The organism is Pseudomonas sp. KCJK9016, assembly GCF_046231795.1.
GTDB classification, from domain to species: domain Bacteria; phylum Pseudomonadota; class Gammaproteobacteria; order Pseudomonadales; family Pseudomonadaceae; genus Aquipseudomonas; species Aquipseudomonas bananamidigenes.
The window spans coordinates 62,121-75,711 of the sequence record NZ_JBJJMM010000011.1 but is presented as its reverse complement, the minus strand read 5'-3'; the positions used below and the strand labels follow the sequence as shown (position 1 = coordinate 75,711).

Genomic DNA, 13,591 nt, shown 5'->3' with positions numbered 1-13,591 from the left:
CGATCTTGCGGAGCTTCCCAAGATCGCAGCCATCGGCAGTTCCAGCATGACATTTCTCATTCGCCCCGCCCGGCCCGCAGACGCGGCCACTCTCCCCGCCATCGAACGCTCGGCCGCCGAACTGTTTCGTCTGGATTCTGCACTGGCCTGGCTGGCCGATAGCGATGTACCCGACGCAGCGCAGCATTTGCAGGCTATCGAACAGGGACATGTATGGGTTGCAGAAAATACTGTCGGACAACTTGCCGGCTTTATAAGGGCCGTTGAAATCGACCACCAGTTGCACGTCGAAGAGCTGTCCGTAAGCCAACACTTTCAGGGACAGGGTATCGGTCGCGAGTTATTGTTGGGCGTGATTGAACACGCGCGACGGCAACAACTTGAAGCAATCACGTTGACCACTTTTCGCGACCTGCCGTGGAATGCGCCGTTCTATCAACGAATGGGTTTTGTGCCATTGAACGAAATGGATGCCGGAGCGCGTTTGATCGACGTACTCAAGGACGAAATCGCCCACGGTTTGCCCGGCGTGCGACGCTGTGCAATGCGTTTTACGCTCGATTGACGTCACATCGACGCCTTCAGATCGACACCCAACGCCTGAGCGAACGCCTTCACCAACGGACTGCGCACGGTGTTGTGACGCAGGATAAGATTGAACGGCGTAGCGATGTTGATTCGCTCCGGCAGCACTGCGCGAAACTGCCCCGCCGCCACCAGCGTGGCCGCGTAATGTCGGGGCAGAAAGCCTACGAAGCGCCCGGTCTTGATCAGCAGTGCCACGGCTTCGACCTGGGTCGCCGAAGCGGAAAAACTGTCATAGCGGGCAAAATTGAGCTTGTCACGATGGATCGCGTAGCGGTGGTTGATGCACTCGTAATCCTGCAGCACATTGCTGTTCATCTGCGACTCGGGCATGTCGAACAACGGATGGCCGACAGCGCAGTAAACTTCCGAGCGTTCTTCATATAACGGGTAATAATCAAACTCTTCCCGTTTTTGATAAACCGGCACTATTCCCGCCACCAGACGCCCTTCTACCACGCCTCTTTCCACCTCATCCAGCTGGGTGGCCTGAAGTTGAAATCTTACTTTCGGCGACTCTTCATTTATCTTTTTAAGCGCAGCAACTAACGGTGAATTTAGGTCGCTGATCGTATTATCAATAACGCCCACACCAAGATCGCCAATAAGTTCGTTCTGCGCTGAACTAAGCCGATCCCTAAAGTTGTCGACCGACGCGAACAGGTCAATCGACGCCTGATACACCAGACGCCCTTCCTCGGTCAGGTGAAAGCCCTCGCGACCCCGGGTACACAGACGCATGCCGATACGGATTTCCAGGTCGGAGATCTGCTTGCTGATGGCTGCCAGGCCCACGTTAAGCTCATTTTGCGCGGCGCTGAAGCCTCCCGCCTCGACCACGGCCTTGAACACTTTCAGCAGTTTGAAATCCAGTCCACTGAGGGCCAGCGGCGCTCGGTGAGCCGTTTTCAGCGGCGGGTTTCCGGAATTGGAAAGTGGGGTTTCCATAATGCTGATTTACCTCTGGCGCCATGTTCAACAATCTGTGTCCAACAACAAAAACATCGCCGACCAATAATAATGATCACAGAAAACTGGCCTTGGCACCCGCCAAAAAATCCCGAACATCAGTGCCAACTCGCTGATCGCCAAACATTAAAAGCTGACACTTCGATCAGCGCTTGTCTCTTTGCAACTGCCCCCTTGAAAACTGCTTTGGCCTGATTCTGTCCGCTGACTCTTCAGCGTGATTTTCAGGGCCCGGCATACCGATTTCAGTTCGCGTTATCGACGAGGAAAACAACAAATGTCTCAAACCACCGACCGTCTCTGGGGTGCCCGTTTCAAAAGCGGCCCATCCGCAGCCCTGGCGGCCCTGTCCCGTTGCCCCGAGCGCTATTTCCGCCTGACGCCGTACGATCTGGCCGGCTCCAAGGCCCACGCCGGGGAACTGCAACGTGCCGGCCTGCTGGACGAGCAAGAAACCCTCACGATGATCGACGCCCTGGACGGCATCGGTGCCGATTTCGCTGCCGGACGCATCGCCCCGACCCTGGATGACGAAGACGTTCACACCTTCATCGAGCGCCTGCTGACCGAACGCCTCGGCGCATTGGGCGGCAAGTTGCGCGCCGGCCGTTCGCGCAACGACCAGACCGCCAACGACCTGCGCCTGTTCCTGCGCGATCACGTGCGCACCCTGGCCGTGGAAGTGCTGGCCCTGCAAACGGCGTTGGTGGATCAGGCCGAGCAGCACGTCGAAAGCATCTGCCCGGGCTTCACCCACTTGCAGCAAGCGCAGCCGATCGTGTTCGCCCATCACCTGCTGGCCCACGCGCAATCGATGCTGCGTGACGTGCAACGACTGGTGGACTGGGACGCCCGCACTTCGCTGTCGCCACTCGGTGCCGCAGCCATGGCCGGTTCCGCCATCGCGCGCCAGCCGCAACAGTCGGCCAAGGAAATGGGCTACGCCGGGGTCTGCGAAAACTCCATCGACGCCGTGGCCAGCCGTGATCACGTCGCCGAGTTCCTGTTCATCGCCAGCATGCTCGGGATCAACATCTCGCGTCTGGCCGAAGAGTTCTGCCTGTGGTCGTCGCGCCAGTTCCGCTGGGTCGACCTGGACGACGCCTACGCCACCGGCAGCTCGATCATGCCGCAGAAGAAAAACCCGGACATCGCCGAGCTGGCCCGAGGCAAGGCCGGCCGCCTGATCGGTAACCTGACCGGCCTGCTCTCGACGCTCAAATCCCTGCCGCTGTCGTACAACCGCGACCTGAGCGAAGACAAGAACGGCGCGCTCGACAGCGTCGACACCCTGCTGCTGGTGCTGCCGGCCATGGCCGGAATGGTGGCGACCATGACCGTCAACGTCGAGGAACTGCGGCGTCAGGCGCCGCTGGGTTTCACCCTCGCCACCGAAGTCGCCGACTGGCTGGCGGTACGAGGCGTGCCGTTCAAGGAGGCCCACGAAATCACCGGAGCGCTGGTGCAAGCCTGCGAAAAACATAGCCTCGAATTGTGGTCAGCCTCGCCGGCATTGCTGGCCGGGATTGACCCGCGCCTCACGGCAGACGTGCGTGACAGCCTGACCCTGGAAGCCGCCATCGCTGCCCGCAGCGGCTGGGGCGGCACCGCGCCGCAACAGGTGCGCGAGCAGATCGGCCGACTGAAAAGCGCCCTCGCTGCGCAGCAACAGTGGACCGAAAACTACCAGGGCTTCCGCCTCTGAGCCGGGCCCCCCTCCCACCGGGAGGGGGGTGATATGAAAGTACAGTGTACGGAGAAACACCATGAGCCAGACTCAGGCAGAACGACTCCAGGCGGAGCGCAAACTGGCGGAAAACCAGTTCGACATCACCCAGTACCAGCACGTGCCACGGCGTTACTACGGGCGAATTTTCTTCGCCACCGTGATCGTCATCGCGATCATCGGTCTGGTACGTGCCTTCGCCGAAGGCAAGATCGAATGGTCGTACATCGGCCAGTTCCTGACCTCCGAAGCGATCATGTGGGGCCTGCTCAACACGATCATCATGGCCGTGCTGGCCATGGCGCTGGGCATCGTGTTCGGGGTGATTACCGCAATCATGCGCATGTCGGCCAACCCGATCCTGCGCTACGTGGCGCTGACCTACACCTGGCTGTTTCGCGGTACGCCGCTGATTCTGCAACTGCTGTTGTGGTTCAACCTGGCGCTGATCTTCCCCACCATCGGTATTCCCGGTCTGTTCGAACTCGACACCGTGAGCCTGATGACACCCTTCGTGGCCGCCCTGCTCGGCTTGAGCATCAACCAGGGCGCCTACACCGCCGAAGTGGTGCGTGCCGGCCTGCTGTCGGTGGACACCGGACAGTACGAAGCGGCGAAGTCGATCGGCATGCCGCGCCTGCAAGCGCTGCGCCGGATCATCCTGCCGCAGGCCATGCGGATCATCATTCCGCCGGTCGGCAACGAATTCATCGGCATGGTGAAAATGACCTCGCTGGCGAGCGTGATCCAGTACTCGGAACTGCTCTACAACGCCCAGAACATCTACTACGCCAACGCCAGGGTCATGGAGCTGCTGATCGTCGCCGGTATCTGGTACCTGGCTACCGTTACCGTCCTGTCCTTTGGTCAAAGCCGTCTGGAGCGTCGTTTCGCTCGCGGCGCCGGCAAGCGTTCTTGAGGAGTCCGTCATGAGAAGCATCGTCAAGGCCGTGAGCCTGAACAAATATTACGACCAGTACCACGCGCTCAAGGACATCAACATCGAGGTCGAGCAAGGCGAAGTGCTGTGCATCATCGGCCCGTCCGGTTCGGGCAAGAGCACCCTGCTGCGCTGCGTCAATCAGCTGGAAAAGATCGACAAGGGTGGTCTGTGGGTCGATGGCGAACTGGTCGGCTACCGCGTCGTCGGGCACAAGCTGCACGAACTCAACGAGTCGCAGATCGCCCGCCAGCGCCTGGCCACCGGCATGGTGTTCCAGCGCTTCAACCTGTTTCCGCACATGACTGTGCTGCAAAACATCATCGAAGGCCCGTGTCAGGTGCTCAAGCGTTCGCCCAAGGAGGCGCACGAAGAAGCTCTGGAACTCCTGGCCCGGGTCGGCCTCGCCGACAAACGCGACAGCTACCCGATCGAACTGTCGGGCGGCCAGCAGCAACGGGTGGCGATTGCCCGCGCCCTGGCCATGCGACCCAAGCTGATGCTGTTCGATGAACCCACTTCGGCACTCGACCCGGAACTGGTCGGTGAGGTGCTGTCGGTGATGCGCGATCTGGCGCAGACCGGCATGACCATGATCGTCGTCACCCATGAACTGGGCTTCGCCCGCGAGGTTTCCAACCGCATGGTGTTCATGGACGGCGGGCAGATCGTGGAGGCTGGAAGCCCCGAAGAAATACTAATAAGTCCGCAAAACCCGCGCACCCAAAGCTTCATTTCTGCCGTTCGAACCTGAGGCCCCTTTGGCCTTCACAACACTCATAAGAGAACGTCCATGAAGAACTTCGTCATTCCCGCAGTACTCACCTCCCTCATGTCTTGCGGTTTCGCCGTGGCCGCCGACTTGCCGGCCAGCATCAAGGAGAAAGGCGAGATCGTCGTTGCGATCATGCCCAACTATCCGCCGATGGACTTCAAGGATCCGGCCACCAACAAGCTCACCGGCCTTGATTACGACCTGGGCAACGCCCTGGCCGAGCGCCTCGGGATCAAGATCAAATGGCAGGAAACCGGCTTCGAACAAATGATCAACGCCCTGACCACCGACCGCGTGGACATCGTGCTGTCGGGCATGACCGACACCGCCGAGCGTCAGGCCAGCGTGACCTTTGTCGACTACTTCACCAGCGGCCCGCAGTTCTACACCTTGCAGAAGAACACCGCGACCAACGAGATCACCGACCTGTGCGGCAAGAAAGTCGGCACCAGCCGCCGCACCACGTTCCCGGCGGAAATCGCCGCCTGGAGCAAGGAGCACTGTGAGGCCGCAGGCAAACCGGCGATCAACGTGATCGGCACCGAGGGCTCCGCGGACGCTCGCGCCCAACTGCGCCAGAGCCGCATTGACGCGGCGATGCAAGGCAGCGAAACCCTGTCTTACCTCAAGACCCAGGAAAAGGACATGTACAAGACGGTCGGCCAGCCGATCTCCGTGCAGTTCACCGGCCTGGGTGTGAGCAAGAAGAAACCTGAGCTGAGCGAGGCGGTGAAAGTGGCGTTGCAGAGCATGGTGGATGACGGAAGTTATGGCGCGATTCTGAAGAAGTGGGATCTGGAGTTGGGTGCAATCAAGGACGTGACCATTAACGCGGGCAAGTAATCCTGCAGGCACCGCGACCCTATGTGGGAGCGAGCCTGCTCGCGATGAGGCCGGCACATTCAACATTGATGCCGCCAGTCATTCCGTCATCGCGAGCAGGCTCGCTCCCACAGGTCAGGTGCCCATCTTCAGACAGTTGGAGCGCTCTTGATGTCCTCCTTGCAACCCACCTGGCCCGACCAGCACAAAGCCTGCCTCGCCCTGGCCTTCGACCTCGACGGCCCGACCGGTGATGCCATGCTCAACGGTTCGATCTGGCACAAACCCGAATACTTCGGCTTCGGCGGCTACGGCCCTTACCGCGCCTTGCCACGCCTGCTCGACCTGCTCGACACCTTCAAGATCCCGACCACCTTCTTCGTCCCCGCGTGGGTCGTGGAAAACTGGCCGAAACAGTGCCAGGCCATCGTCGAGCGCGGCCATGAAGTCGCCTATCACGGCTACAAGCACGAATCTTTCTATGCCCTGACGCTGGACCAGCAGCAGGCCGTGATGAACAAGTCCCGCGATGTCTTCTGGCAATACCTGCACATCCGCGCCGAGGGTTTTCGCACCCCGTCCGGGGACTGGCGTGCTGAAACCCCGGCGATGCTGGCCGACAACGGCGTCATCTATTCCAGCAGTATGCGCGGCGATGACCGCCCCTATCTGGTCAACGTCCCCGGCCACGACACCCCACTGGTGGAAATCCCCGGCCGCTGGGAAATGGACGACTACGCCTCCCTCGCCTACACCCGCGCACCGAACTTTCCGTCCGGGCTCGACCGCACCGCCAGCTACGAGCTGACCCTCGACAACTGGCAGCGCGAGTACGACGGCGCGATGGACGAAGGCCTGTGCCTGACCACCCTGTTCCACCCGAAAATCACTGGCAAACCGGGGCGCATCCTGTTGCTGGAGAAACTCTTCGAACACATGCGCCAACGCGATGACGTGTGGTTCGCCACCTGTCGCGACGTCGCACGCTGGTGGCTGAAGGAGCATCACCATGGCTGACGCGAATAATCTCTGGCCTGCCGGTAAACGCTGCGCGGTGGTGCTGACCGTCGATTACAACGACATCCACGGCATTCTCACCCAGGCCCCGGAAGTCGCCGGGCGCGACAAGACGCTGTCGGTGTGGCGCTACGGCACCCAACGCGGCGTCGAGCGTTTGCTCGGCCTGTTCAGGGAACTCGGGGTGCGCAGCAGCTGGTTCGTGCCCGGCATCGTCGCCGAGGAAAACCCGCAGCACATCGCCGCGATTCTGGCCGACGGCCATGAAATCGCCTGCGCCGGTTACCGCCATCAGGATTACGACACGCTGGATCTGCCAGCGCAGAGCGCGGAAATCGCCAAGGGTTGTGCGGCGCTGAAAGCATTAACCGGCGTGCACCCAAGCGGTTTCCGCATTCCCGCGGGTAACGGCGCCCCGGGCTTCATTCAAGCCTTGAAAGATCACGGCATTCTCTGGTCGTCATCGTGGCGTGGTGATGACCTGCCGTTCTTGCACCCGACCGCACCCGAAGTGGTCGAGCTGCCGCTGCATTACGAACTGGAAGACGAGCCCTACTTCGCCTTCAACCTGAGCCCGGCCGTACCGCCGGCGCAATCGCGGATCGCCTCCTACAGCCACACGCTGGGCAACCTGCAAATGGACTTCGCCGGGTTCCACCGCTTCGGCCTGTGCTATGTGCTGCGCCTGCACCCGGAAATCATCGCCACACCGGGCCGCATCGGTGTATTGCGCCAATTGCTGCAAGGCATTCATCAGCACGACGACGTATGGATCGCCACCGGCGCTGAAGTCGCGCAGTGGTGGTCGCAAACGGCGGTACCGGTTGCGCAGGATCATCCGGCGTCAGTGTATGAGCGCCATTATCGGGACTACCTCGTATGACTGAACGCATGCAGCGGCTGGCGCAGTTTTGTGTCGAGACCCGGTTCGAGGATCTGCCCCCGGCGTTGGTGGAACAGGCCAAGCGGCACATTCAGGACACCTTCGGTGCCGCGCTGGCCGGTGCCGACAGTGCGGTGGCACTTCAGGCGCGGCAGGTGTTCGGTGCCGAGCCCGGCACCGCACCGGTCTGGGGTTCGTCACTGCGTGTCGGCGCCGGGCACGCAGCATTGCTCAACGGCATCGCCGCCCATGCGCTTGAGTTGGACGACACCGGCGGCTGCGATCATTCCGGCGCGGTGGTGCTGCCGGCGGTGATGGCGGCGCTGTCGCTGGTGGATCGGCCGGTGGACGGTCGCGATTTCATCACCGCCGTGGTGATCGGTTATGAAATCGGCCGGCGGGTGCTGGAAGCCTGCGGCAGTTATTCGGCCCACAACGGCGCCGGCTGGCATTCCACCGCCACCTGCGGCGTATTCGGTGCGGCGGCGGCCTGTGCGCGGATCTTTGCCCTGGATGCAGCGCAAACCGTGTCAGCGCTCGGCATCGCCGGCAGTTTCAGCGGTGGGTTGTGGGCGTTCATCCATGACGGTTCGCAAAGCAAGAAACTGCACAGCGGTCGTGCGGCCGAGGGCGGTTTGCTCGCGGCGCGGTTTGCTCGCGAAGGTGTCAGTGGGCCGTCGATGTTGTTCGAGGATGTCTGGGGTGGTTTTCTTAAAACCCTCGCGCCGGGCAGTGCGCAGCCGGATGCGCTGAATGCTGATTTGCGACGGGTCTGGAAACTCGCGCGCTGTTCGATCAAACCCTATGCCGCGTGTCGTGGCACTCATTCGGCCATCGATGCGCTCGGCTTGTTGCTGGAGCAATTACAGGTCGGAGCGGATCAGGTGGAAGACGTCCAGGTGAGTTTGTGCGGGTTTCTGCTCGACATGTGCGGCGGTCGCGACACCCAAAGTCTGGCCGCTGCGCAGATGAGTCTGCCCTACGCCCTCGCCGCGCGACTGGTGCACGGGCATTGCCGGCTCGAGGCTTACGATGAACAGCCGCGCAACGATCCGCGCATTGCTCAATGGCTGACGCGCATTCGCCTTGAAGTGGATGAGCGGCTGTCGGAGGATGGCGAGCCGGTGGTCATCGTTCGAACCCGCGACGGGCGCCAGGCGAGCCTGTGTGTCGAGGTGCCGCTGGGCGCGCCGGGCAATCCGCTGAGTGAGACGGCTCTGGAGGAGAAGTTTTTCAGTCTGGCGTTGCGGGTGATTTCACCGCTTAAGGCCGAGTCGCTAATGGTGCAGCTGCGGCAACTGCAAACGCTGGATTCCGTGCGCGATCTCGAGCACCTGTTAACCGAATAAGGACATTTGATTTTCCGTGGCCACCTACTCGCTCGTTATCCGCCGCCTGATGATCGTTTCACTGACCATCGTCGTCAGTCGCGCCATCACCAGTCCGTTACTCACGCTATTCTTGAGCAACAAGCTCGGCCTCGACCAACAGGACGTCGGGTTACTCTTGGGCATCGCGGTATTTATCGCCACTCTGCTCGCGCTGTATGGCGGCTACATCATCGACCGGCTGGAGAAGCGCAGGTTGCTGATTCTGGCGATGCTCTCCAGCGCCATCGGCTTCGTGTTGCTGACCTTCGCCAAAGACCTGTACCTGACGACCCTGACCCTGGTCATCACCGAAACCGCCTCGGCGCTGTTCCTGATCGGTTCCAAGGCGATCCTCAGTGAAAACCTGCCCATGGGCCAACGGGCCAAGGCGTTTTCCCTGCGCTACACCCTGACCAACATCGGTTACGCCACCGGCCCGATGCTCGGCGTGGTGATCGCCGGGGTGTACCCGATTGCGCCGTTCCTGATTGCCGCTGGCATCGCCTTCGGCAGCATCTTCCTGATGATAGGTATTCCCAGGGACGCCAGCCCGGTTGCCGTCATCGGCCAGCCGCAAAGCTTCCTGAAAACCCTGATCACCCTGAAAAACGATCGCACGCTGATCATGTTCACCTGCGGGTGCCTGCTCAGCACCGTAGTCCATGGACGTTTCACGCTGTACCTGTCGCAATACCTGCTGGTGGTCGAAGACTCGCAACGGGCGCTGCAAACCATGGCCGCCCTGCTCGCTTGCAACGCCATCGCGGTGATCCTGTTGCAGTACCAGATCGGCCGATTTCTCAACCGGGAAAAGCTGCGCTACTGGATCGCCGCCGGCACCAGTCTGTTCATCCTCGGCCTGATCGGCTTCAGCCTGGCCGACAGCCTGGTGAGTTGGTGCATCGCCATGTTCATCTTCACCCTCGGCGAGATGATCATTTATCCGTCGGAATTCCTGTTCGTCGATACCCTGGCTCCGGAAGAACTGCGCGGCAGTTACTACGGCGCTCAAAACCTCGCAGCCTTGGGCGGCGCACTGAGCCCGGTGATCTGCGGTTTCCTGCTGGTGCATGCGCCGGCACCGACCATGTTCTACGCGCTCAGCGCACTGACCACGATGGGCGGATTTCTGTGTTTCATGAGTGGTCGGCGAGTGGCTTTACTGCATAAATAATGCACTGAAGATGCATTTATATGAATTTGTCAGCATCGAGATTGCTTGGCACACTGTGCGCGTTCCTCCCCCAATCGTTGGAACGCTTCGAAGGACTTTCCGGATTGACGGACAAGTCCTTTTTTTTGCCTTCGGTTTTCTGCAAAGGATCGTTTTTTTCATGCTCGCTCGCTGGTTGCCCGCTGCCATCAACACTCGCCCCACCGAATGGAGCCGTGCCGCGATCGGCATGGCACTCGGCACACTGTTCAGTGTGTGGGCGTGCAGTCAGGTGTTCGGTATCGAAGTGGCCTGCCACCTGATGGGCCCGTTGGGGGCATCGGCGGTGTTGCTGTTCGCCGTATCCTCCGGTGCCCTCGCCCAGCCGTGGTCGATCATCGGCGGTTATCTGTGTGCCGGTGTTGTTGCATTGCTGGTGGCTCATGTCCTTGGTCGAACGTTGGGCAGCGCCTGCCTGGCGGCAGGCATGGCGCTGATCCTGATGTGCTGGCTGCGCTGCCTGCACCCACCGGCCGGCGCGGTGGCCCTGACGATGGTGCTGGCCGACCCGACGACCATCGCCATGGACTGGAAAGCGCTGGAACCGCTGATGCTCAGCGCCGCCTGCCTGCTGCTGGCCGCTTTGGCCTACAACAACCTGACCCGCATCCGCTATCCGAAACGCCCCGCCGAGCCTGCGCCGGCCGTGGCACCGGTCGACTCCCAGGCCATTACGGCTGGAGACCTGAAACTGGCGCTCGCGGACATGGAGGCGTTCATCGATGTCACGCCGGAGGATCTGGAGCAGTTGATTCATGCCAGTGAATTGCACGCCAGGCGGCGCAGTATCGGGCAAGTGTTCAGATAAGCTACGGGCCTGTCCCTGTCAGCATTGTCGATAGAAAACAAGCCGCGATCCGGTGCATTTGGCCCAAGGCAAAAATGCAGACACCCCATGCACATATCCCCGTTGTACACGGCAAATTTGCACTGTTACGATCCGTCAACGCCCGTGCCCGGGCTTCTCGAATAAAGACAATAAAAGCAGGGAGTTAGTGATGACTGCTCAGGCTTCATCCCCGCGGACTTCGCCCATGGATGCCACGCAAGACGAAGTGCTGACCGAGGTTCGCAATCACATCGGTCACCTGACCCTCAACCGCCCCGCCGGCCTCAATGCCCTGACCCTCGACATGGTTCGCCAGCTCCAGCGACATCTGGATGCCTGGGCAACCGATGCCGATGTGCATGCCGTGGTGCTGCGCGGAGCCGGCGAAAAAGCCTTCTGTGCCGGTGGCGACATTCGTTCCCTGCACGACAGCCATAAAAGCGGCGACACGTTGCACCAAGTTTTTTTCGTCGAGGAATACGCCCTCGACCTGACGATCCACCACTACCGCAAACCGGTGCTGGCACTGATGGACGGTTTCGTTCTCGGCGGTGGCATGGGGCTGGTGCAAGGCGCCGATCTGCGGGTGGTCACCGAGAAGAGCCGTCTGGCGATGCCGGAAGTGGCCATCGGATATTTCCCGGATGTCGGCGGCAGTTATTTCTTGCCGCGCATTCCTGGTGAGCTGGGGATTTATCTGGGTGTCAGCGGCGTGCAGATTCGTGCGGCGGATGCGTTGTATTGCGGCCTCGCCGATTGGTATCTGGACAGCAGCAAACTCGGTACCCTCGACGAACAGCTCGATCACCTGGAGTGGCACGACACGCCGCTGAAAGACCTGCAAAACCTGCTGGCCCGCCACGCCGTGCAAACGCTGCCGGACGCGCCGCTGGAAGCCTTGCGTCCAGCCATCGACCATTTCTTCGCGCTGCCCGACGTACCGAGCATCGTCGAGCAACTGCGCGCCGTGACCGTCGCCGACAGCCATGAGTGGGCGACCACCACCGCTGACCTGCTGGACACCCGCTCGCCACTGGCCATGGGCGTGACCCTGGAAATGCTGCGTCGTGGCCGGCACCTGAGCCTGGAACACTGCTTCGCCCTCGAACTGCATCTGGATCGCCAGTGGTTCGAGCGCGGCGATTTGATCGAAGGCGTACGCGCCTTGTTGATCGACAAAGACAAATCACCACGCTGGAACCCGCCGACGCTGGCCGCGTTGCACGCCGAGCAGGTTGCGAGTTTCTTCCACGGTTTTGATGAGAGCGGGAGCTGAGCCATGCACGATCTAGAATTGACTGAAGACCAGGTCATGATCCGCGACATGGCCCGGGACTTTGCCCGGGGCGAAATCGCCCCCCATGCACAAGCCTGGGAAAAGGCTGGCTGGATCGATGACGCTCTGGTGGCGAAGATGGGCGAACTGGGGCTGCTGGGCATGGTGGTGCCGGAAGAATGGGGCGGCACTTACGTCGACTACGTGGCTTATGCGCTGGCCGTGGAAGAAATTTCCGCCGCAGACGGCGCTACCGGTGCGTTCATGAGCATCCACAACTCGGTGGGCTGCGGACCGGTGCTCAACTATGGCAGCGAAGAACAGAAACAGACCTGGCTGGCGGACCTGGCCAGCGGCGCGGTGATCGGCTGCTTTTGCCTGACCGAGCCTCAGGCCGGTTCCGAAGCGCACAACCTGCGCACCCGTGCCGAACTGCGCGACGGGCAATGGGTGATCAACGGTGCCAAGCAATTTGTCAGCAACGGCAAGCGGGCGAAACTGGCGATCGTGTTTGCCGTCACCGACCCGGATCTGGGCAAGCGCGGCATTTCGGCGTTTCTGGTGCCGACCGATACGCCGGGCTTCATTGTCGACCGCACCGAACACAAGATGGGCATCCGGGCATCCGACACCTGCGCGGTGACGCTGGACAATTGCAGCATTCCTGAAGCCAATCTGTTGGGTGAACGCGGCAAAGGTTTGGCGATTGCCCTTTCCAACCTTGAAGGCGGGCGCATCGGCATTGCCGCGCAAGCACTGGGCATCGCCCGTGCGGCGTTCGAAGCGGCGCTGGGTTACGCCCGTGATCGCGTTCAGTTCGGCAAGGCCATCGTCGAACACCAGAGCATCGCCAACCTGCTGGCGGACATGCAGATGCAGATCAACGCGGCGCGGCTGATGATCCTGCACGCGGCGCGGCTACGCACGGCGGGCAAGCCGTGTCTGTCGGAGGCTTCGCAGGCCAAGCTGTTCGCGTCGGAAATGGCCGAGAAGGTGTGCTCGTCAGCCATTCAGATTCATGGCGGGTATGGATATCTCGAAGATTATCCGGTGGAGAAATACTACCGGGATGCGCGGATTACCCAGATTTACGAGGGGTCCAGCGAGATACAGCGGATGGTGATTGCGCGGGAGTTGAAGAACTACCAGCTCTAAAAGCTTCGCGAGCAAGCTCTGCTCCCACAGG

General features: G+C 61.1%; 13 protein-coding genes. 12 read left to right on the top strand and 1 reads right to left on the bottom strand.

Annotated elements, in window-relative coordinates; all coding sequences use genetic code 11:
* Positions 1–46 precede the first annotated feature (46 nt).
* A complete protein-coding gene (locus ACK6BI_RS13110) occupies positions 47–565 on the top strand; it encodes a GNAT family N-acetyltransferase (protein WP_409317381.1) in 519 nt (172 codons plus the stop codon).
* A gap of 2 nt (positions 566–567) precedes the next feature.
* Here the strand turns inward: ACK6BI_RS13110 and ACK6BI_RS13105 are convergent, their stop codons facing one another.
* On the bottom strand, positions 568–1,533 hold the full coding sequence (locus ACK6BI_RS13105; protein ID WP_409317380.1) for a LysR family transcriptional regulator: 966 nt from the start codon (positions 1,531–1,533) through the stop codon (positions 568–570).
* Positions 1,534–1,831: 298 nt separating this feature from the next.
* On the opposite strand from ACK6BI_RS13105, the gene argH reads away from it, so the two are divergent.
* The 11 genes from argH to ACK6BI_RS13050 all read left to right on the top strand — a co-directional run bounded on the left by argH (position 1,832) and on the right by ACK6BI_RS13050 (position 13,560).
* Positions 1,832–3,259: an argininosuccinate lyase gene (gene argH, locus ACK6BI_RS13100; protein WP_409317379.1), complete on the top strand. Its 1,428-nt coding sequence runs from the start codon at positions 1,832–1,834 to the stop codon at positions 3,257–3,259.
* Positions 3,260–3,320: 61 nt separating this feature from the next.
* On the top strand, positions 3,321–4,199 hold the full coding sequence (locus tag ACK6BI_RS13095) for an amino acid ABC transporter permease (protein WP_169430487.1): 879 nt from the start codon (positions 3,321–3,323) through the stop codon (positions 4,197–4,199).
* Positions 4,200–4,209: 10 nt separating this feature from the next.
* Complete coding sequence (locus ACK6BI_RS13090) at positions 4,210–4,974, top strand: amino acid ABC transporter ATP-binding protein (protein ID WP_064381510.1); 765 nt, start codon at positions 4,210–4,212, stop codon at positions 4,972–4,974.
* 39 nt (positions 4,975–5,013) lie between these two features.
* On the top strand, positions 5,014–5,838 hold the full coding sequence (locus ACK6BI_RS13085) for an ABC transporter substrate-binding protein (RefSeq protein WP_409317378.1): 825 nt from the start codon (positions 5,014–5,016) through the stop codon (positions 5,836–5,838).
* A 147-nt stretch (positions 5,839–5,985) separates the two neighbouring features.
* Positions 5,986–6,834: a polysaccharide deacetylase gene (locus ACK6BI_RS13080; RefSeq protein ID WP_176504870.1), complete on the top strand. Its 849-nt coding sequence runs from the start codon at positions 5,986–5,988 to the stop codon at positions 6,832–6,834.
* Positions 6,827–7,717 carry a polysaccharide deacetylase family protein gene (locus ACK6BI_RS13075; RefSeq protein WP_409317377.1) on the top strand — a complete coding sequence of 297 codons (891 nt, stop codon included), beginning with the start codon at positions 6,827–6,829 and terminating at the stop codon, positions 7,715–7,717. The genes ACK6BI_RS13080 and ACK6BI_RS13075 overlap by 8 nt, the downstream gene beginning before the upstream one ends.
* The gene (locus tag ACK6BI_RS13070; protein ID WP_409317376.1) at positions 7,714–9,066 is read left to right on the top strand and encodes an MmgE/PrpD family protein; all 1,353 of its coding nucleotides are present in this window, start codon (positions 7,714–7,716) and stop codon (positions 9,064–9,066) included. The genes ACK6BI_RS13075 and ACK6BI_RS13070 overlap by 4 nt, the downstream gene beginning before the upstream one ends.
* Before the next feature lie 16 nt (positions 9,067–9,082).
* Positions 9,083–10,261: an MFS transporter gene (locus ACK6BI_RS13065; RefSeq protein ID WP_409317375.1), complete on the top strand. Its 1,179-nt coding sequence runs from the start codon at positions 9,083–9,085 to the stop codon at positions 10,259–10,261.
* A gap of 160 nt (positions 10,262–10,421) precedes the next feature.
* The gene (locus tag ACK6BI_RS13060; protein ID WP_409317374.1) at positions 10,422–11,108 is read left to right on the top strand and encodes an HPP family protein; all 687 of its coding nucleotides are present in this window, start codon (positions 10,422–10,424) and stop codon (positions 11,106–11,108) included.
* A gap of 190 nt (positions 11,109–11,298) precedes the next feature.
* Positions 11,299–12,405, top strand: coding sequence for an enoyl-CoA hydratase/isomerase family protein (locus tag ACK6BI_RS13055; protein WP_409317373.1), 1,107 nt, complete (start codon positions 11,299–11,301; stop codon positions 12,403–12,405).
* Between the two features lie 3 nt (positions 12,406–12,408).
* Positions 12,409–13,560, top strand: a complete 1,152-nt coding sequence (locus tag ACK6BI_RS13050) for an acyl-CoA dehydrogenase family protein (RefSeq protein ID WP_409317372.1) — start codon at positions 12,409–12,411, stop codon at positions 13,558–13,560.
* The last annotated feature ends 31 nt before the right edge of the window (positions 13,561–13,591 follow it).